Origin of the sequence: uncultured Aquitalea sp. (assembly GCF_945957525.1) — a bacterium.
Classification (GTDB): domain Bacteria; phylum Pseudomonadota; class Gammaproteobacteria; order Burkholderiales; family Chromobacteriaceae; genus Aquitalea.
On record NZ_CAMFLA010000006.1, the window covers coordinates 206,443 to 226,481 of the forward strand.

The following is a 20,039-nucleotide window of genomic DNA, read 5'->3' on the forward strand; positions in this document are numbered from 1 at the left end:
CTGAACGCCAATCCACTCCTCTTTGGTAAAAAAAGCGGCCTCCCCCGGATGGCCGCCTTTTTCCTTGCCGGCAACCTCCCGGCGTTTTGCCCTCAGTGCTTCAGCATGACATGGCGTATGCAGCTGTAGTCCTCCAGCGCATACATGGACATATCCTTGCCATAGCCGGAACGTTTCATGCCGCCGTGAGGCATTTCACTCACCAGCATGAAATGGGTATTCACCCAGGTACACCCGTATTGCAGTTGCGCGCTGACCTCCATGGCTCGGCCGACATCCGAAGTCCAGACCGAACTTGCCAGGCCGTAGTCGGAATCATTGGCCCAACGAATCACCTGATCAACATCGTCAAACGGCGTTATCGACACCACCGGACCAAACACCTCGCGCTGCACGATTTCATCTTCCTGTCTGGCGCCGGCAATCACGGTGGGCTGATAGAAGAAGCCGGGGCCATCGCCCAGCTTCCCGCCGGTTAGCACTTCGATGTGCGACAGCTGCTGAGCCCGCTCGACAAAACTGGCGACGCGGTTGCGCTGACGCTCGGAAATGAGCGGCCCCATTTCCACCCCCTCCTGATGCTGATGCCCCATCTTGATAGTGGCAACGGCGGATGCCAGATCAGCGGCAAACCGCTCGTACACACCCCGCTGTACATAGAGGCGGCACGCGGCTGTGCAATCCTGCCCCGCGTTGTAGTACCCGAAAGCCCGGATCCCCTCAACGGCGGAGGCCAGGTCCGCATCGTCAAAAATGATGACCGGAGCTTTGCCGCCCAATTCCAGATGCGTGCGTTTGACAGAGCGCGAAGCTGTTTCCAGCACTCGCTGTCCCGTTGAGACATCGCCGGTGATGGAGATCATCCGCACCTGCGGCTGCGAGATCAGCGGGCTGCCGACAGTCTCCCCGCGGCCAAGCACAAGATTGAAAACGCCGGGCGGGAAGATGCCCGCGATGAGTTCGGCCAACTTCAGCGTGGTCAACGGCGTCTGTTCTGAAGGCTTCAGCACCACGGTATTACCGGCAGCCAGCGCCGGCGCGATCTTCCAGGCCGCCATCATCAAGGGGTAGTTCCACGGCGCGATTGAAGCCACCACGCCCAGAGGATCTCGACGGATCATGCTGGTATGACCCGCCAGATACTCTCCGGCCAACATCCCGGTCTGCGCTCGCACGGCGCCGGCAAAAAAGCGGAACACATCCACCACCGCGGGGATTTCATCATTCAGCGCCAGCGGGTAAGGCTTGCCGCAATTAAGCGACTCCAACCGCGCGAATTCTGGGCCGCGCCCCTCGATCGCATCGGCCAATTGCAGCAGCAGTTCCGCGCGATCCCGCGGCGTAGTACGCGCCCATGCAGGGAACGCTGCTTGCGCGGCGGCCACAGCCGCCTGAACCTGCTCGAGGGAGGCTTCGTTTATATGGGTGATCAGCTCCCCGCTTGCCGGATTCAAGATCGCTTCCTTGTCCCCGTCGCCCGGCACGAATTCACCGTTGATCAACAATTTGCATTGCAGAGTCTTGTCCATGCTCAGTCCTCTTCTATTTACCGCTTCCGGCAATATCTTCCGTGCCGCGCGTCAGGGTATAAGCGGCCAGTATGGGTAAGGCGGTGATCAGCATTACGCAAAGCGCCACTACGTTGGTAATCGGGACATCCCGCGGCCGGGTCAGCTGGCTCAGCAACCAGATTGGCAAGGTCACCTCATTGCCGGCGGTAAACGTGGTGACGATGATTTCGTCAAAGCTCAAGGCAAACGCCAGCATCCCCCCGGCCAACAATGCCGTGGCGATCTGCGGCAGGATGATGTACCGGAAACTCTGAAACATGTCCGCTCCCAGATCCTGAGAGGCCTCAAGCATGCTGGTGCTGATGCGCCTCAGGCGGGCAATCACGTTGTTGTAAACAACCACGACGCAGAAAGTGGCGTGACCGACTGCGATGGTCCAGAAGCCTGGCGTGATATCCGCCAGGCGAAAAGCGGAAAGCAGCGCAATGCCTGTAATGATGCCCGGGAGCGCAATGGGCAGGATCAGCATCATCGTGATGGCGTCTTTGCCGAGAAAGTCTCGCCGGTACAAGGCCGCCGCTGCCAGCGTGCCCAGCACCAGCGCCATCACCGTTGCCATGGAAGCCAGTTTCAAGGACAAACCGATGGCGCCCAGGACATCATCCCGGGCAAAGGCCGCAGCAAACCAACCCAGGGTAAAACCCTGAGGCGGAAAACTGTAGCCGGAGCTTTCAGCATTGAAGGCATACAGCACAATGACGGCGATGGGCAGGAACAGGAAGCCGATGCCGCCAAACGCCAACAGGCGCAGCCACCATGGAGCCTGATTGGATTGATCAGAGCGCATCGAATGCTCCCAGTTTGCGGGCGCCCATCAGATACAGGCCGATTATCAGCACGGGAACCACGGTAAACGCAGCGGCCAAGGGCATATTGCCGATTGATCCCTGCATGGTGTACACCATTGAGCCGATGAACAGCCCGGAAGGGCCGATCAGTTGCGGGATGATGTAATCACCCAGCGTCAGCGAGAAGGTGAAGATGGAGCCCGCGACAACGCCAGGCATGGCCAGCGGCAGGATGACATGACGGAATGTCTGCATGCCGTTTGCGCCCAGATCGCTGCTTGCCTGCAACAGGTTGGCCGGTACCCGCTCCAGAGCCGCCTGGATGGGCAGAATCATGAAAGGCAGCCAGATGTAGGTGAAGACGGTGAACCGCCCCAGATTGGAAGTGGTCAGCGAGTTTCCCCCAAGCAGCGGAATCGTCATCAGCCAGTCGACAATTCCCTGCAAACCCAGCGACTCGTAAGCCCAGTAGACAATGCCGCCCTTGGCCAACAGCACGGTCCAGGCATAAACCTTGACGATGTAGCTGGCCCACATAGGCAGCATCACCGCCACATAGAAAAACCCCTTTTGCCAGCCCCGGGCATACCGCACCATGTAATACGCCAGCGGAAAAGCCATTACCGCCGACGCCAGCGATACCAGAGACGCCATGGTCAAGGTTCGCAGCACCACATCCAGATTCGCCGGGGACAACAGCTGACGGTAATTATCCAGCGTCAGCTCCCGGCTGACGGACATGGTGAAATCATCAAAGGTGAATACGCTCTGCGTCAGCAGGGTGCACAACGAACCCAGATAAACCAGCACAAACCATAGCAAAGGCAAGGCCAGCAACAGGCCCAACTGCAGCCCCGGGTGGCGGTACAGCGCCACGCCCAGGCGCAGCCATACTCCCTGCCTTTGCCCCTCGGCGCGCTCTTGAGGCAACGAAGCCGTCATCATGTCGCCTCCTTAGCCTGCCAAGGCATGCATCGCATGGGCTGGAAGCCATACGGTAATGTTCTGCCCCGGCGTCAGGGGCTGCGAAGCTGCCGCATCGTCATTGGGCAACACCATGCTGATGATGCGCTCCGGCTCCACTTCCAGCTCATAGCGACTGACAGCCCCAAGGTACTGCACATCCAGCAACCGGGCTGGCACACGCACCCCATCCCCGGCCTGCCCTTGCCCCACCGGTCGGATGCGCTCGGGGCGCACCGCAAAGGCTTGCCGCTTGCCTGTCAGGCTGGCAGCCCAGGCTGCATCAAAAACATTGGAGGTGCCGACAAAGTCGGCGACAAACGACGTGGCTGGCTGGGTGTACAACACATTCGGCGCAGCAATCTGCTCAATCCGCCCTTTGTTGAACACCGCCACGCGGTCAGACATCGAGAGCGCCTCCCCTTGATCATGCGTGACATAGATAAAGGTGATGCCCAGCTTGCGCTGCAGAGTTTTCAGTTCGGTCTGCATTTGCTCGCGCAGCTTGAGATCCAGGGCACCCAGCGGCTCGTCCAGCAACAGCACCCGCGGCTGCAAGATCAGCGCCCGGGCCAGCGCGACGCGTTGACGCTGCCCGCCAGACAACGCAGCAGGGCGTCTGCCGCCGTACTGCCCCAGCTTGACCAGATCAAGCATGGATTCCGCGCGGCGATAACGCTCCGCCCGGGCCACTCCCTTGATCATTAATCCATAGGCAACGTTGTCCAGCACACTCATGTGGGGAAACAGCGCGTAATCCTGGAATACCGTATTCACATCGCGCATATTGGGCGGCAGGCCAGCGGCTTCCCGGCCAAAAATCTGGATGGAACCGCTGGTTGGCTGCTCAAAACCGGCGATCAGACGCAAACTGGTGGTTTTGCCAGACCCCGAGGGCCCCAGCATGGAGAAAAACTCTCCCTCCGCGATACCCAGGTCTACCTGATCCACTGCGCGCACCGCATCGTAGTGACGGCTGACCTGCTGGAAACTGACGGCTAGAGTCATGAAATGAAGCTCCCGACTGCTGGCCGGCCAAGGCCGACCAGCGACGTGTTTTACATGCGGTCAGCGGCCGCCCATGATGGCGATGTAGTCTGCAGTCCAGCGGCTGTAAGGCACACAGCTGCCTTGCGCGCATTTGGCCACCGGCGTTCTCCAGAAGCGGATCTGCGCAAAACGGTCAAAACCGTTGCTCTGACAGAAATTGGTGCCTCCAGGTGCCTTGGTCTGACATGCCTCGGCAACCACGGGATTGGAACCGAACCACTCCGCCAGGCCAGACTGCAGGTTTTTGTTGAGCGACCACTCCATCCACTTGTAAGCACACACGGGGTGCTGGGCCTGGGCATGCAACATGGTGGTGTCCGCCCAACCAGTGGCCCCCTCTTGCGGGATGGTGCCGGCCACGGGGAATTTCTCTCCCTGCAGGGTATTGATGGTGTAGCCCCATGCACTGGAGGCCGCTACGCCTTCCTTCTTGAAGTCGTTCATCTGCACTGTCACGTCATGCCAGTAACGATGGGTCAGGCCTTTTTGTTGCCGGAGTAGCTTGAGCACCTCGGCGTATTGGGCCTCATTCAGTTCGTAGGGATCCTTGATGCCCAGCTTCGGGTTCTTGTGCATCAGGTAAAGCGCGGCATCGGCGATATAGATGGCGCCATCGTAGGCCTGTACCCGACCCTTGCTGGATTTGCCATCCGGAAAGTTGCCGGGCTCGAATACCACAGACCAACTGGTGGGCGGCTTCGGAAAAATCTTGGTGTTGTACATCAGGAAGTTGGCCCCCCACTGATAGGGGACGCCATAAGGTTTGCCGCCAACGGTAAACCAGTTGCCATTCTTCACTCGCGCGTCCAGGGTTTTCCAGCTGGGAATCAACGCCGGGTTGATCTCCTGGACCTTCTTGCCGTAAATCAGGCGCAAAGACGCATCGCCAGACGCGGTCACCAGGTCATAATTTGGCGAGTTCATCAAGGACACCATCTCATCGGATGTGGCGGCCGTCTTGACGTTGACCTGGCAGCCCGTCGACTTCTCGAATCCGGTTACCCAGTCATAATTCTTGTCGCTCTGGCCGCGTTCGATGTAACCGGGCCAGGCAATGATATTGAGCTTGCCCTCGGGCTTTCCCAACGAGGCAAGAGGGGCGGCAAACACGGTCGGGGTAAGCAAGCTGGAGCTTACCAACACCGCGGTCAGACGAATCAGGCTGCTTTGCATCACGTTTCTCCTTGTCCAAGGACTGCGCATTGTGCGTCTGGGAATTTGTGAGCCGATTCTAGGCAGCCTGCGGCCTCCTCCCTAGTCAGTCCCGCCTATGGCAGCAATTGGAAAAACAGATGACAGCAGGCTACCCCCGGCAAGAGCGAATAGCGCCGCGCTCTCGATCAACGGTGAGTCGCGCCCAGTGGCAAGGCGGTGGCCGGATAGGGCCTGTAATATAGAAAAAAATGATAGGCAAACGAGATATATCTGAAAAAAAGATATCAAGAGAAAGTCTGTTTGTGGCTGCGGCTGTACTCTCTGGCCAGCGTCAGGAAGTTGTGCGTGTTGTCAGATACCCTCATGCCCCGCCGCCATACGACACCCACCTCAAGTGTCGGGGTTGGCTCCAGCAGAGGCAGCACTTCCAGCCGGTCCCCCTCCAGGGACCACGGGCGATACAGCACATCCGGCATGATGGCAAGGCCGGCGCCGGTGGCTACCAGGCTCCGCATCGCCTCGACAGAGGCAGTGCGGACCGCCAACTTCGGCTTGCGGCCGCTTTGCCGCCACAGGGCGGTAGCCACATCTTCCAGTTCATCCAGCTTCAACGCTACCAGCGGCTGCTCCACCAGGTCTGCCAGGGCAACGCCACCGCCATCCAGCAGCCGGTGACCGGACGGCAACCACAGCCGGTAACTGGATTGCTGCAACACTTCCGTGTGAAGGGCTTGCTTGTTCTGGACATTAGACACAATCAGCACCGCCGCATCCAGCTCGCCATTCACCAGCAAATGCTCGATATAGTCGCGCTGGTCTTCCACCACGCTGACTTCAACTTGCGGGAAAGTGCTGCGAAAACGCTCCAGCAGATACGGAAGAAAATAGCCGCACACCAGACTGGTCACACCGATATTGAGTTGGCCGGTCACTGCGTCCGGTCTTGTGGAAAGCGCCTCTCGCGCATGTCGCACGGAAGCCAGAATCTGGTGCGCGTGACGCAAGAACTGGTAGCCGGCGTGCGTCAGGCTCATTCCCCGCGCATGGCGCGTGAAAAGCTGCACGCCCAAATCCTCTTCCAAAGCCCGGATAGCCTCTGTCACCACCGACTGGGAAACATTCAGATCCTGCACGGCGCGGGAGATGGACTCCATCTCCGCAACCGCAACAAAGTAACGCACATTCTTTAGCGTAATCGACACGCGCTCTCCCTGGCCCCATGTTGTTTGTACCGATTGTGCCTCAGAGTCCGGACAGGGTGTAGCCACCACCCGGCAACTCGCCCATGAGCTTCCATGCCTCCCGTCAGCCTCCGCTACGCCAGGGTGCTGGCAGCCATCCCGACAGGGGCAATCATTATTGCGCAACGCCGGGCATCGCGGCGGCAACCCGTCAGCCGCTGCCGGGCCTCCCCGCTCCGCAAAACCAGAAACGTGACTTAGCTTGTCGATTTTTCGTATTTAGTTAACGCTCGTCCCTTATTTATATTTGTCCGCGTCTACAACAAGTGGCGGGGCGGACATGTACTGCAGCTTGCAACACGCGATTCCGGAACTAAACAACAAAACGCCGCAGCCGACGGGAAAGTCTGAGCGTTCGGCGGCGCATGGCGGGGTTGAATGGCCAACCTGGGGATTGATTGTCCTTATTTACGGCGGCTGGCTGCTGACGGTGCTGCACTGGCGGCAGCTAAGTCCGTGGCTGGGCACGCCACTGCTCATTTTCTTCACCTGCTGGTACATGTCCTTGCAGCACGAGCTGATTCACGGCCACCCCACTGGGCATGCGCGCCTGAACGAAGCCCTGGGCACCGCGCCGCTGGCCATCTGGTATCCCTATGCGGTGTATCGCGACACGCACCTCGCGCACCATCATGACGAGCGACTGACCCTGCCGGGTGTTGACCCGGAAAGCTATTACCTGTCGCCAAAGCCCTTGTCCGGTTGGCGTTTGTCACTGGCGCAGTGGCGCAACACGGCTCCCGGCCGCCTGCTGCTCGGCCCGTTGCTGGGCTGGCTGGCAACGCTGCAGGCCGCATGGCGGGGCGGTCGCCGCCATGCGGGCATCTGGCTAGCGCATTTCCTGCTCACCGCGGCATTGCTGTACGCAGTCCGACTGGCGGGCATTCACCCGTTGTACTACGTTTTCGTCGTTGCCTACCCGGCCTTGGCGCTGGCCATGGTGCGTTCTTTTTACGAGCATCGGGCGGTAAGCCATCCCGCGGCCCGCTCCGTGATCAACGAAGCCCAGCTGCCATGGCGAGTGCTTTTCCTCAACTTGAACTACCATTTGGTGCATCACCTGCATCCGGGCCTGCCCTGGTACCAGTTGCGCGCGCGCTACCTTGAGCGGCGAGAACACTATCTGCAGCTGTGCGACGGCTTCCATGAAACCGGTTATCTGCGATTGCTCTGGCGGCATCGCGCCAAGCCGGTCATTGCCGAGTTCCACCCTTTCGCCTGACATTCTCAACCCACCTTTGCGGATTTCTCTCATGAACAAACGTCAATTCCTGACTTTCAGCTTGCTGGCCGCGCTCGGCATGGGCCAGGCCGCCATGGCCAATGCCGCTGACGCCGTACGCGTCGCCTCCAAGATCGACACCGAGGGTGCCTTGCTGGGCAATATCATCCTGCAAGTGCTGGAGGCCAACGGCATTCATACCGTCAACAAGATTTCGCTGGGCAATACCAAGGTCGTGCGGGGCGCGATCACCGCCGGCGAGATCGACATTTATCCGGAATACACCGGCAACGGTGCTTTTTTCTTTGCCGATGAAAGCAATCCAGCCTGGAAAAACGCCGAGGCGGGCTACCAGCTGGTGAAGAAGCTGGATCAGGAGAAAAACAAACTGGTATGGCTGACGCCCTCCCCGGCCAACAACACCTGGGCCATCGCCATCCGCAAGGATGTCGCCGCCGCCAACAAGCTGAAAACCCTGACCGATTTGGGCCGCTACATCAAACAGGGCGGTCGTTTCAAACTGGCGGCGTCCGCGGAATTCATCGAACGCCCTGACGCCCTGCCCGCCTTTCAGAGCGCGTATGGCTTCAACCTGAAGCAAGACCAGCTGCTGACGCTGGCCGGCGGCGACACCAGCGTCACCATCAAGACCGCGGCCGAGCAGACTTCCGGCGTCAATGCGGCCATGGCCTACGGCACGGACGGCCCGGTGGCGGCGCTGGGCCTGGTAACGCTGGACGATGTCAAAGGCGTGCAACCCATCTATGCCCCCACCCCGGTGATCCGCGGCCAGGTTCTGACGCAAAACCCGCGCATCGCCAAACTGCTGGAACCGGTATTCCACTCGCTGACCAGCGCCACGCTGCAGAAACTCAATGCCAGCATCGCCATTGAAGGCAAGGATGCGCGCAAAGTGGCTGCCGCGTATCTCAAGAGCAAGGGCTTTATCAAGTGACAGCGCGGCGCCAATGCTTTGGCCTGCCGGCAATAGACAAGACATGGTTGTTGCTGGCGGGCCTGAGTGTGCTGGGTCTCTTGTTGCCCTTGCTGACTTACGCGCCCAACCGCCTGCTCACCGGGCGCGGCCTTTCCGTCCTCACCCTGCATGACGGGCTGGCCATGGCGTTGATTCCGGCCGCCGTACTGCTGGTGGCAGCCTGTTTTGCGCCGGAGTCGCCACGCGGCTTGCTCGCCAGGGCCTGGTGGTCCATGTGGTTTGTCGCTCTACTGCTGTGGAGCGCCGGCCATGAAGCGTCCAAGCTGGCCGGCGCAGAGGACTCGCTGGCGCGGGTTTCTTTCGGCAGCGGCTTCTGGTTGATGTCGCTGGCCTGCCTGCTGATGGCTAGCGAAAGCTTGCGCCGACTGGCGCTGCCCCCGCTTCGGCAAACCTTGTGCCTGGCTGCCGGCATTGCGCCTGCCCTCGCGGTGTTGCTCACAGGACGGCTTGATGCGCTGTCGCTGCTGAAGGAATACCAGAACTATCAGGACAGCTTCGATACGGCGCTGATCCAGCACATGCAACTGGTACTGTTTTCACTGCTGCCCGCCGTCGCCGCCGGCACGCTGCTGGGGCTGGCGGCGTTTCGCTGGAGACACTGGAACAACTGGCTGTTCGGCAGCCTCAACATTCTGCAGACCATCCCCTCGATTGCCTTGTTCGGGCTGCTCATCGGTCCGTTGGCCTGGATAGGCAAACACTGGCCTGGCAGCGGCATCGCCGGCGTCGGCGCGTGGCCGGCGGTAGTGGCCCTGGCGCTGTATTCGCTGTTGCCGCTGGCGCGCGCCACATGCGCCGGCCTGCAACAGGTGCCGCAAGATGTGCGCCACGCCGCCGAAGGCATCGGCATGACGCGCTGGCAAATCTTCCGCCGCATCGATCTGCCGCTGGCCTTGCCGATGTTTCTCGGCGGCGTGCGGGTGACGGCCGTTCAATCCATAGGCCTCGCCGCCGTCTCCGCGCTCATCGGCGCTGGCGGCTTTGGCGCCATCATGTTCCAGGGTTTGTCGGGCAGCGCGCTGGATCAGGTGCTGCTGGGGGTGTTGCCGGTAGTGGCGCTGGCGGCCGCGACCGACGGGCTCTTCAAATTGGCGGCCTCGCGGCTGGACAGGAACCGACATGATTGAAATTACCGCGATTTCCAAACACTTTGGCTCAGCCCCGGCGGTAGACAATGTGTCGCTTACCGTGCCGCAAGGACAACTGACGGTGCTGATCGGCACCTCAGGTTCGGGCAAATCCACCACGCTGAAAATGATCAACCGGCTGATCGAGCCTGATAGCGGCGCCATTCTGCTGGCCGGCGAAGACATCCGCCGCCAGCCGCCCGAGATCCTGCGCCGACGCATCGGCTACGCCATTCAGTCGGTCGGACTGTTTCCGCACTAGACCGTGGAACAGAACATCGCCGCCGTCCCCTCCCTGCTGAAGTGGCCGGCAGCCCGCACGCGCGATCGGGTAGCCGAACTGCTGGATCTGCTGCACTTGCCGGCCAACGATTTCAGGCATCGCTATCCCCACGAACTCTCGGGGGGACAGCAGCAGCGGGTGGGCGTGGCCCGCGCTCTGGCGGCCGACCCCGAGGTGCTGTTGATGGATGAGCCCTTTGGCGCGCTGGACCCGGTCACACGCGCCAGCCTGCAACAGGAAGTGGCGCGCATCCAGTCGCTCTCGGGCAAGACCATCGTCCTGGTGACGCACGACATCGATGAGGCCTTGCTGCTGGGACAAACCATCGTCCTGATGGACAAAGGGCGCATCGTGCAGCAAGGCAGCCCGGAAAGCTTCCTGATCTCGCCGGCCAACGATTTTGTACGTGACTTTGTTGGCCGTGGCGACGCCGGCGTACGCCTACTGGGCCTGCAAAAAGTGGCTGGCCGCGTGCACCCGGCCGACCATGCCGGCGGAGAACCCATCCAGAGCGACGACACCCTGCGCGAAGCCCTGTCCCAGTTTGTTACTCGTAAGGTGGATCGACTGCCGGTGGTTGACGAGCGCGGCAATCCCGCCGGCGCGCTGCACTTCAGCGACCTACTGGACAGGGAAGCCCGATGAGCGCCCTGAGCCTTCCCGTCGCCGCCCGCCAGCGCGGCTTGTGCTTGTCCATCGCCGTGCTGGCCGCCACCCTGCTGGCGCTACCCCATGCCGCCTCGCTGTTCCATTATTTTTTCCCGGAGCTGGAGCGGCCCCTTTACACACAGGAAAGCTTCGCCAATTTGCTGCTTTCCCATTTGGCCATTGTCGCGGCATCCAGCCTGATCGCCATGGTGCTGGGCGCAGGCGGAGCCATCCTGGTTTGCCGAAGCGCATGGCGGGATTTGCGGCCGCTGCTGGAAACCCTGCTGGCCATCAGCCAGTCATTGCCGCCGGTTGCCGTACTGGCGGTGGCCGCCCCGCTGATCGGCTTTGGCGAAACCCCCGCGCTGATCGCACTGGTGCTGTACGGCATGCTGCCGATCGCGCACGGCACGCTCAACGGACTGGACAGCGTCTCCCCCGAGTTGAGGGACGTGGCGCGGGGCATGGGCATGACAACCGCGCAATCCTTGTGGAAAGTAGAGCTGCCGCTTGCCGCGCCGGTGATGCTGGCCGGCATCCGCACCTCGGTCGTCATCAACATCGGCACTGCGGCCATCGCGTCCACCGTGGGCGCCAAAACACTGGGTCTGCCCATCATTGTCGGGCTCAGCGGATTCAACACCGCCTATGTCATTCAGGGGGCCTTACTGGTGGCCTTGCTTGCCATCGTGGTGGACCAGGCCTTTGAAAGCCTGGCGGTAGGCATTGCTGCGCCATCTCTACAGAAAAGCTGAACCCCATGCTTTGCAGCCTTCCCATGTACCCTTATGCGCAACACCATCAGCAAGCGCTTTGGTGCGCCCTGCGCGAACAACTGCTGCTGGCCGGCCTGGGCGACGTACCCAATGAGCTGACCCAGCCCAGTGACTATCTCCATCACTGGCAAGACCCTCGCCTGTTGCTAAGCCAGACCTGCGGCTTTCCCGCCGTCTCCTTGCTCGCCGGGCATGTGCGGATCCTCGGCGCTTTCCATTACGACGCGCCGGGCTGCGACGGCTACCGCTACAGCAGCCAGATCCTGATCCGCCGCGACGATCCGCGACAGCGGCTGGAAGACTTCCAGAACAGCATCGCCGTATGCAGCGAGCGCCACTCCCAATCCGGTTACCACGCCTTGCGCAGCCATCTGGTGACCAATACGCTGCCGCAGCCCTTTTTCAGGGCGGTAAGCTTTAGCTGCGGGCACCGCCACTCCGCCAGGCAGTTGGCCGAAGGCAAGGCGGACATCGCCGCGCTGGACAGCGTCAGCGCGTGGTTGCTGGCACAAGAGGAACCCGAGGTTTTTGCCCGCCTTCGCCCTCTGGCGCAGACAGCGCATACCCCCGGCCTGCCGCTGATCACCCACAGCACCGCCAGCGAGGACACCGTAGCCCGACTGAGAGCGGCCCTCATCACGCTGCTCGACAACGCCTCGGTCGCCGGCTTGCTTGCCGACATGCGCATCACCGGTTTCACCGCGCTGAATGCTGCGGATTATCAGGCCCTGCGCCGAGATGCCGAACGCAACGCGGCCTTGCTGGGCTGCTGGTAAGCAACAGGAAGAAGATCAGCAGCCGACGGCAAGTTGCGCATCCACTTGCGATCCATCGCAAGGCGTAATTTCGGTCTGGAAACAAGGCGCCGTTGCGCACCGCCTGCAGCACATGAGCGAACGATGGCGATACGCTGTGTGTGACTTGGGTTTGAATGACGCAAGCACCAGGTTGGCCGAAGCCATGCGGCCCAGCTTTCCCGCAGGCGCCGCGCGCACTACCATGCCTACAGGCAGGGCGCGCGGCAAACAAGACCAGGCGCGCCCATGCTACTTCAGACCAAAACAGCCGCCTTCAGTGAAAGCGATACTCGTGAAGATCATCACCAGAAAACAACTCTACATCCTGGCAACCTTGCTGCTGCTCTTGCTGGTCTGGCATGTGGGACAACGGCTGGTGATCTTGCTGCCGTCAAGGCAAGTGTCTGTTTCTCCTGCCGATTTTGGCGTACCGTTTGAAGAACTGTGGCTGGATGCGCCGGCCGGCGGCGGCACCAGGCCGGGACCGGTTCATCTGTGGTGGTTGCCGGCGCCCAAGCCCACCGCCCCGGCCGTGCTGTATTTGCATGGCAATGAAAGCACACTCTCAACCGATATCAATCTGATTCTCAGCCTGTGGCAAGCGGGCTTTGCCGTCATGGCTATCGACTATCGCGGCTATGGAGAAAGCGCGCTGCGATTGCCCAGTGAAACCTCGGTTTATATTGATGCCCGGCTGGCGTGGTTGCGCTTTTTGCAGCTGACCGGCAAAGCATCCCGCAGACTGCTGTACGGCCATTCCATGGGCAGCGCGGTGGCTATCGATCTGGCCGGCCACGCCCAGCATCTGGACGGGCTCATCATGGATGGCGCGTTTACCTCGGCGGCGGATGTGGGACGCGCCATGACAGCCGACTGGTTGCCGCTGTCGCGCTTGCTGCGCCAGGAGTTTTTGTCCGCCGAAAAAATAGACGATCTGAAAGTGCCTCAATTGTTCATTCACTGCACCGCAGACGAAGTGATACCGGTTGAACTGGGGCTAAAGTTGTACGGCCTCAGCACCGCCCCCAAGCAGCAGCTGCTGATTGAGGGCGGCGATCACGACCACTGTTATCAGGCCGCGCCTGAGCGCTGGCGGCAGGCGGTGCGCCGCATGGGCGGCCTGTCTTGATGGTCAGGCGACGCCGGCCGCGCAGCGCGCCCGATTTTGCAGTGCTCAAGGCTTCAACCCGGGCCTGAGCCTGCTGGCACAAAAGAAAAAACCCGTCGAAAGACGGGTTTTGTCAGGCCGGAACTGCGGCAATCAGGATTTGTCTTTCTCGTCCTTTTCCGCGCCCGGGTAAGCAGGAAAACCGAAGCCGCCGAAAAGCTGCTTGGTCTGCTCCTGCATGCGGCTTTGCATTTCCAGGAACATGCCGGTGCTCTGCTCCATATAGCTGGACATCATGTTCTGGATGGCGGGCCCCTGCAGCTTCATGAACTCGCCCCACATCGTGGTGTTGAACATCGCGTTGTCGCCGTAGAGCGCGCGAGTCTGCTCCTGCATCTTCAGCTGCAGCTGACCAAACAGCTGCAGGTTCTTTTCCAGGAAGGGCCCCATCATGCCCTGCATTGCCTGCCCGTAGAAACGGATGAACTGTGTCAGCACCTCATAGCTGAACATAGGCATCCCGCCGTTTTCTTCCTCCAGAATGATCTGCAACAACACGCTGCGAGTAATGTCATCCTGCGTCTTGGCATCGACGACCTGGATATCGACATTATCGAGCACCAGCTGCTTCACGTCCCCCAGGGTTATGTAGGAACTCGTGGCCGTATCGTAAAGACGGCGGTTCGGGTACTTCTTGATGACCCGTTTCTCAACACTCATGTAACACTCCCGGTTTATTGTCGTCGTTCGGTGTTGTGTGCTGGCAATTTATCATAAATACAACAAGCTAGAGCAAAACTTCTATCGCCATGCTGCAGTGCATGATACATTTGTGCGTCATTGTGCAGCGCACAATGCAATCGTCAGAATAAATTGTTGGTCCATTCTAATTCATGAGGGTTACGACGATGTTTTCCACTAATGATCAGTTCAGCAAAGCCTCCCTGTCCGGCTTCGAAGCAGCCCTGCGCGTCGCCCAGATCTCCCTGGACAGCGCCGAGCGCCTGGTGAAGCTCAACCTGGAAGCCTCCAAGCAGACTCTGGAAGAGAACGTGAAGATCGCCAAGGCACTGGCCGAGTCTTCCGACCCGCAGCAGGCCCTGAGCCAGCTGAACAAGCTGACCACCCAGTCCATTGACACTGCCGTGGCCAACTCCCGCAACGTATACGAAATTGTCTCCTCCGCCCAGACCGAGCTGTCCAAGCTGGCCGAAGACAATCTTGGCAACTTCAACAAGGGCCTGATCACCGCTCTGGAAGGCGCAGCCAAAAACGCGCCGGCCGGCTCCGACGCCGCCCTGAACGCCGTGAAGACTTCCCTGGCCGCCGCCGCCGCCGCCGTGAACAGCTTCAGCAAGGCTGCCCAGCAAGTTGCCGAATTCACCGACAGCAGCGTGAAGGCCGCTACCAGCGCCACCGCTGACGCCGTGAAGGCCGCCACCAAGCGCGTTGGCTGATCGACGCTTGGCGCATTGCCGACAAACCCCGCTACGGCGGGGTTTTTGCTTTCCATGATGCAATGGCGCGCCCGGGGGGGTACAATCCGGGCTTTGAAATACCGAACAGCACACAGGTTTCGCGCATGAAAATCAGCAGCAACTTTGACGCAGGCAGCATCGAAATCGTCTCCATGGACAGCTTCGAGAACATCCGTCTGCGCATCCGCCGCGACAACGCCGCTGAGTTCGCCCAGTGGTTCTACTTCCGTTTGCAAGGCGCGGCCTATCAGCAATGCAGGCTGACTTTCGAGAACGCGGGCCAGTGTGCTTACCCCGACGGCTGGGTGGATTACCAGCTGATGGCCTCCTACGACCGCATCAACTGGTTCCGCGTACCCGCCCATTACGACGGCGAAACCATGACGGTGGAGCATGTTCCGCTAGCCAACAGCATCTACTACGCCTATTTCGAGCCCTACTCTCTGGAACAGCACCTGAACCTGCTGGGTCAGGCTCAAGGGTCGGGACTGTGTCAGATCAACGATCTGGGCAGCACGGTGCAAGGCCGCGACATGAACCTTCTCACCATCGGTCACGAAGTGGAATCCGATCTGAAGGTCTGGGTCATCGCTCGCCAGCATCCGGGCGAAACCATGGCCGAATGGTTTGTGGAGGGCTTCCTGAACCGTTTGCTTGACCCGCAGGACCCGACTTCGCGCGCCTTGCTCGACAAAGCCACCTTCTACGTGGTGCCCAACATGAACCCGGACGGCTCGGTCCTCGGTAATCTGCGCACCAATGCCGCCGGCGCCAATCTGAACCGGGAATGGCAAGCGCCTTCCGCTGAACGCAGCCCGGAAGTACTGGCTGTGCGCGCCAAGATGGAAGAAGTGGGCGTGGATCTGTTCCTGGACATCCACGGCGATGAAAAGCTGCCCTATGTCTTTGTCGCCGGCTCGGAAGGCACCCCGTCTTACGACGCGCGCATCCAGCAGCTGGAAAACAACTTCAAACACCTGCTGATGCTGGCCAGCCCGGACTTTCAGGACGAGATCGGCTATGAGAAAGACGCCCCCGGCCAAGCCAATCTCACCGTTGCCACCAATTGGGTGGCCGAACACTTCAAATGCCTCTCCTTCACGCTGGAGATGCCGTTCAAGGACAACGCCAATCTGCCGGACGACGATTACGGCTGGAGCGGACAGCGCAGCCTGCGGCTGGGCGAAGCCATGCTGAGTCCCATCTATGGCGTCATCAATCAGTTGCGTCCCTGATTCAGTCTTGTACAGGCATAAAAAAACCGGAGCCATGCTCCGGTTTTTTTATGCCTGTCGCTCAGTCACATTGCCAAGGGCAATTTCTCCAGCGCTTTTACCAGCTCGATCTCCGCCAGGCACCAGTCGCTGCCCTTCTCCAGCACTTTGCCCAAGGCAATCTGGAAGTGCTTGCCGCGCGCCGTCATGTAAAACTGCTTGCCCAGCATATAGATGGAAATCGGCAAGATCATGGCATTCACGTTGCGACCGCCACGCTCGAAGGGCACAAACAGCGCGATATGCCCTGCCAGCCACACCATATCCGGCGGCAGGCTGGGGTCAATCAGCTTGCTGTCAGTAGGCCGCAAAGAAGCCGCCACTGGCCGATTGGACAATAACTCCACCCCCAGATAGATGCGCTCCCGCTGGCTGGTGCGCTTCACCCGCCTGACCAGACCAAGACTCCAGGTCGCATTATCCATGTCGCGGTAGCCAATCAGACTACCCAGCGACACCCATTCATTGCCCAAGGAATCCAGCGACACGCCAAGCCCCGTCTGGCTGACGTTCTCGACCGACCAGCGCAGAAACTCGTCCTTGGTGGGCGGCACCGGCGATTCGCCCGCCAGCGACAAGGGCGACGCCAGCGTACTGCGGTCGCGTTTGCGACTGGTGACAAAGCCGTAGATACGGATATTGGCGGCATCGTCGAAGCTGTCCGAGTCGGACTGCGCTTGTCGGGAATGCTGCAGGATAACCTCATCCGGCTGTCGAATCAGCCGGTGCAACTGCGACAGACGGTGAGCTACCTCGATATTGCGATTCGAAACCGGCACGCGCTCTGCCCGCTGGAAGCGCACTGGCTTGGGGGCCCACTCGCGACACAGCATTTTCAGCAATGCCGAGTCAATGCCGGGTTCGACCAGACGTTTTATCTCAGGCGGGATTCGACCGCCGTCCATCACCGTAGACCAGGCGTGAATGATTTCCACCACATCGGCAGTGCTCCAGAAGCGGGCGCCTTCACTGACGAAGCTGTCATTGGCGCGCGCCGCCGGCTTGGCCTCGGACAGCACCACCACAAAGCTGGAACTGTCGTTGTACCCCGGCACCAGCGACATGCGATTGGATACCAGCTTGAGCAGCTCAAACGAGAAGTTGAACTGCTTTTGCGTCATGTTGCCGCTGCTCAGCAAAGACAGCATTAGCATCACCAGATACTGGTCCTGCACCGTTGTGCCCGGGCTGTCATCGCCAAAGAGGAATACCGGCGTTGAATCCATCTTGCGCTGTTCGGCCAACCTGTAGAGCTGGTTCACATTCAGCCAGAACACCTCGTCCGGCGTGAATTGCCGCAAATACTGCCAGCGCGCGAACTCGCCGTGATAATGCATGATGCGCACCATCACCAAAGGCATCATGGCATGCAGCCTCTCCTCATGTTCAAAGCCGCTGTCCACCGACAAGGCTCGCTGATAGAACTCGAGGAACTGCCGGCCATAAGCCAGTATCTGCGAGCGCAATTGCGCCTCCAGCACTTTCGGCATGCGGCTATTCATGAAGTATTGTCCGCACAACGTTTCATGCAGGGGCTGAATCTCGAGGTTCAGCGTCAACACCGCATCAAGCAGATCCGGCGTGATGACGGGCGCTTCAGCGTTGAGGTTGACCAGCGTTTCGGTCACTTTTTCGTGTGCGGCAGGGCCATGCTCGTGTTTGAGCGTTTCCACATATGCCTTGGCGGCAGCGGCATTGGCCAACGGGTCTGACTTGTTCTTCGAGCCCCGGGAGAAGAAGTCCAGCATTTTTCTACTTTCAAGTCTGTCTTGCGTGACGTACCTGCGTAAAAAACCGGGATGTAAGCCGGTTCGACCTTACCAGTATTTATACTCAACATGAATTGAGCAAGCACAACGTGCGAACAAATGCAAAAAGCGCCGAAACCGGCGCTTTGCAATGCTCAAACTGATGCTGTCTGTTGAATCAGATGGCCAGATCTTCAAGCGTCTTGCCTGCGTTCAGCAGCTCCTGAACCCACACCGGCTTGCGGCCGCGGCCGGTCCAAGTCAGTTCGCTGTTTTGCGGGTGGCGGTACTTGGCCTCCACAGGCTTGCGAACCACAGTACCGGTTTTGCCCAGCACTTCTTCAACGCTCAGACCATATGCCTTGGCCAGCTCGATGATCTGCTTTTTGGCTTTGGTCTTTTCTTCGCTTTCGCGACGCTTCATTTCGGTTTCAACATTGGCCTTGAGTTCGGCCAACTCGGTGTAGCTGAGAGTAGAAATATCCATTTGGCTGCCCTAGTTATATATAGTTACGGGTTAGACATCATGTATTTAGCCAAAAGCCAATAAGACCGTCAAGGCAAAGCCGTAAAAATAATTGTAAAAAAATCAGGCATCCGGCAGCTCATAAGGTAATTTCCGGCACACCAACTTAACTCCCCCAATGGAATTAAGCATCACCCCCTCCTCCCAACATGCCGACTGCACTACGGCCAAACCCTCAAATGTGCCCTCTACGGTCTGACAAATAGCGGCAACCATGCCAATGGATTGATCGGGAACATGCGGGCTATATAGCTTATCGCCTACAGCGGCTGGGGCAGCCAATTCGATTCGATACAGACGGCGTTTAAGTTTTCCGAGGTATTGCGTTCTCGCCACAATTTCCTGCCCTGGATAGCACCCCTTCTGGAAACTTACCGCGCCTATCAATTCCATATTCGCCATCTGTGGAACAAATTGTTCCTGCGTAGCTTGGCGTACCCAGGCAATTCCTGCGTCAATGTCGCGGATTTGCCATGCTTGCGCGGATACCGCCTCGGCATTCAATTGTCCCAGAGTATTTTCCAAGCATTCATCATCAGCAAGTACCAATACCGCCCCACCACCAGGCAAACTCACAGCCTGAATGCTTTCCTGCTGTGACACAAACAGCGATTCTGACGAAATTGACAAATCCGCCGCAGCCCCAAGACTTACGCCCAACAAGGCAACACTCTCACTCGGCACTAATTCGATTCGTACTTTGGAGCGCATGACAAACATCGTCAGCCGTTTTGCCACAGCCTCAGCCACATCTGCCGCCAGCAGCACATGAAACGCACCTTGTGATTTCCACATCAAGAAAGAGGCCAGCATGCGTCCTTTTGCGGAAGAATATGTACTATAGCTGGCGCGAGTTTCGGAAAGGTCTCTCACATCGGAGGAGAGTTGTCCCTGCAAAAAGGCCTCCGCATCAGCGCCCTCAACTCTCATCAGACGCAAATCATCCAGCCAGGCAACCGCGCTGCCGGTTCTTACCAAGGCCACCTGTTCGGCCATGGGGCGCAATGCCTCGCCGCCATACTTTCGCTTCCAAGCCTGCCACTGTCCGCTCATTGCCTCATCCTGCATTCAGAGTAAATCAGTCAGGTATTTTACGTTTTTACGCCTGCCCTTGCCAGCCGGACCCCCCACCTCGCCAAGCCAGGCTGCAAGCGATGCCGTGACTGAAAGCATTTAGGCGAGGCCCGTTGACAGGGAGAATCGGCGTCGGTATAGTTCGCCTCTCTTGATTGTTCCCTGATAGCTCAGTTGGTAGAGCGACGGACTGTTAATCCGCAGGTCGCAGGT

The 20,039-nt window shown here is 59.5% G+C and carries 19 protein-coding genes and 1 pseudogene; 10 read left to right on the forward strand and 10 right to left on the reverse strand.

The features are described 5' to 3' along the window. Positions 1-92: 92 nt before the first annotated feature. The 6 genes from Q0P52_RS07935 to Q0P52_RS07960 all read right to left on the reverse strand — a co-directional run bounded on the left by Q0P52_RS07935 (position 93) and on the right by Q0P52_RS07960 (position 6,729). A complete protein-coding gene (locus Q0P52_RS07935) occupies positions 93-1,529 on the reverse strand; it encodes a gamma-aminobutyraldehyde dehydrogenase (RefSeq protein WP_293762098.1) in 1,437 nt (478 codons plus the stop codon). A 13-nt stretch (positions 1,530-1,542) separates the two neighbouring features. Continuing rightward, positions 1,543-2,358 carry an ABC transporter permease gene (locus tag Q0P52_RS07940; RefSeq protein WP_293762100.1) on the reverse strand — a complete coding sequence of 272 codons (816 nt, stop codon included), beginning with the start codon at positions 2,356-2,358 and terminating at the stop codon, positions 1,543-1,545. Next, the gene (locus Q0P52_RS07945) at positions 2,348-3,304 is read right to left on the reverse strand and encodes an ABC transporter permease (RefSeq protein ID WP_293762102.1); all 957 of its coding nucleotides are present in this window, start codon (positions 3,302-3,304) and stop codon (positions 2,348-2,350) included. The genes Q0P52_RS07940 and Q0P52_RS07945 overlap by 11 nt, the downstream gene beginning before the upstream one ends. Before the next feature lie 9 nt (positions 3,305-3,313). Then, entirely contained in the window at positions 3,314-4,330 is a 1,017-nt protein-coding gene (locus Q0P52_RS07950) for an ABC transporter ATP-binding protein (RefSeq protein WP_293762104.1), read from the reverse strand. Positions 4,331-4,390: 60 nt separating this feature from the next. After that, on the reverse strand, positions 4,391-5,545 hold the full coding sequence (locus Q0P52_RS07955) for an ABC transporter substrate-binding protein (protein WP_293762106.1): 1,155 nt from the start codon (positions 5,543-5,545) through the stop codon (positions 4,391-4,393). 266 nt (positions 5,546-5,811) lie between these two features. Further along, positions 5,812-6,729 (reverse strand): LysR family transcriptional regulator, encoded by a 918-nt coding sequence (locus Q0P52_RS07960; RefSeq protein WP_293762108.1) that lies wholly within the window; start codon positions 6,727-6,729, stop codon positions 5,812-5,814. 433 nt (positions 6,730-7,162) lie between these two features. Here Q0P52_RS07960 and Q0P52_RS07965 point away from each other — a divergent pair, with 433 nt between their 5' ends. The 8 genes and pseudogenes from Q0P52_RS07965 (at position 7,163) to Q0P52_RS08000 (ending at position 13,747) form a co-directional block, all read left to right on the forward strand. After that, entirely contained in the window at positions 7,163-7,990 is an 828-nt protein-coding gene (locus tag Q0P52_RS07965; RefSeq protein WP_293762110.1) for a fatty acid desaturase, read from the forward strand. A 31-nt stretch (positions 7,991-8,021) separates the two neighbouring features. Beyond that, positions 8,022-8,945, forward strand: a complete 924-nt coding sequence (locus Q0P52_RS07970; RefSeq protein WP_293762112.1) for an ABC transporter substrate-binding protein — start codon at positions 8,022-8,024, stop codon at positions 8,943-8,945. Next, the gene (locus Q0P52_RS07975; RefSeq protein ID WP_293762114.1) at positions 8,942-10,114 is read left to right on the forward strand and encodes an ABC transporter permease; all 1,173 of its coding nucleotides are present in this window, start codon (positions 8,942-8,944) and stop codon (positions 10,112-10,114) included. Before Q0P52_RS07970 ends, Q0P52_RS07975 begins: the two co-directional genes overlap by 4 nt. Next, a pseudogene (locus Q0P52_RS07980) lies at positions 10,107-10,583 on the forward strand (ATP-binding cassette domain-containing protein); the annotation flags it as partial. The gene Q0P52_RS07975 and the pseudogene Q0P52_RS07980, both read left to right, overlap by 8 nt. Positions 10,584-10,730: 147 nt before the next feature. Continuing rightward, positions 10,731-11,042 carry a CBS domain-containing protein gene (locus Q0P52_RS07985; RefSeq protein WP_293762142.1) on the forward strand — a complete coding sequence of 104 codons (312 nt, stop codon included), beginning with the start codon at positions 10,731-10,733 and terminating at the stop codon, positions 11,040-11,042. After that, the gene (locus Q0P52_RS07990) at positions 11,039-11,800 is read left to right on the forward strand and encodes an ABC transporter permease (protein ID WP_293762116.1); all 762 of its coding nucleotides are present in this window, start codon (positions 11,039-11,041) and stop codon (positions 11,798-11,800) included. The genes Q0P52_RS07985 and Q0P52_RS07990 overlap by 4 nt, the downstream gene beginning before the upstream one ends. Before the next feature lie 5 nt (positions 11,801-11,805). Then, positions 11,806-12,597 (forward strand): PhnD/SsuA/transferrin family substrate-binding protein, encoded by a 792-nt coding sequence (locus tag Q0P52_RS07995; RefSeq protein WP_293762118.1) that lies wholly within the window; start codon positions 11,806-11,808, stop codon positions 12,595-12,597. 313 nt (positions 12,598-12,910) lie between these two features. Continuing rightward, the gene (locus tag Q0P52_RS08000; protein ID WP_293762120.1) at positions 12,911-13,747 is read left to right on the forward strand and encodes an alpha/beta hydrolase; all 837 of its coding nucleotides are present in this window, start codon (positions 12,911-12,913) and stop codon (positions 13,745-13,747) included. Positions 13,748-13,879: 132 nt separating this feature from the next. Here the strand turns inward: Q0P52_RS08000 and phaR are convergent, their stop codons facing one another. Next, positions 13,880-14,446, reverse strand: coding sequence for a polyhydroxyalkanoate synthesis repressor PhaR (phaR, locus tag Q0P52_RS08005; protein ID WP_293762122.1), 567 nt, complete (start codon positions 14,444-14,446; stop codon positions 13,880-13,882). 188 nt (positions 14,447-14,634) lie between these two features. Between phaR and Q0P52_RS08010 the strand changes: the two genes are divergently transcribed. Both Q0P52_RS08010 and Q0P52_RS08015 read left to right on the forward strand, forming a co-directional pair. Next, on the forward strand, positions 14,635-15,183 hold the full coding sequence (locus tag Q0P52_RS08010; protein WP_293762123.1) for a phasin family protein: 549 nt from the start codon (positions 14,635-14,637) through the stop codon (positions 15,181-15,183). 125 nt (positions 15,184-15,308) lie between these two features. After that, entirely contained in the window at positions 15,309-16,439 is a 1,131-nt protein-coding gene (locus Q0P52_RS08015) for a M14-type cytosolic carboxypeptidase (protein ID WP_293762125.1), read from the forward strand. 65 nt (positions 16,440-16,504) lie between these two features. Here the strand turns inward: Q0P52_RS08015 and Q0P52_RS08020 are convergent, their stop codons facing one another. The 3 genes from Q0P52_RS08020 to Q0P52_RS08030 form a co-directional block, all read right to left on the reverse strand. Then, the gene (locus Q0P52_RS08020; RefSeq protein WP_293762128.1) at positions 16,505-18,226 is read right to left on the reverse strand and encodes a hypothetical protein; all 1,722 of its coding nucleotides are present in this window, start codon (positions 18,224-18,226) and stop codon (positions 16,505-16,507) included. A gap of 178 nt (positions 18,227-18,404) precedes the next feature. Next, positions 18,405-18,713, reverse strand: a complete 309-nt coding sequence (locus tag Q0P52_RS08025; RefSeq protein WP_293762131.1) for an H-NS histone family protein — start codon at positions 18,711-18,713, stop codon at positions 18,405-18,407. Between the two features lie 102 nt (positions 18,714-18,815). Then, positions 18,816-19,805 (reverse strand): hypothetical protein, encoded by a 990-nt coding sequence (locus Q0P52_RS08030; RefSeq protein ID WP_293762133.1) that lies wholly within the window; start codon positions 19,803-19,805, stop codon positions 18,816-18,818. Positions 19,806-20,039: the final 234 nt, after the last annotated feature.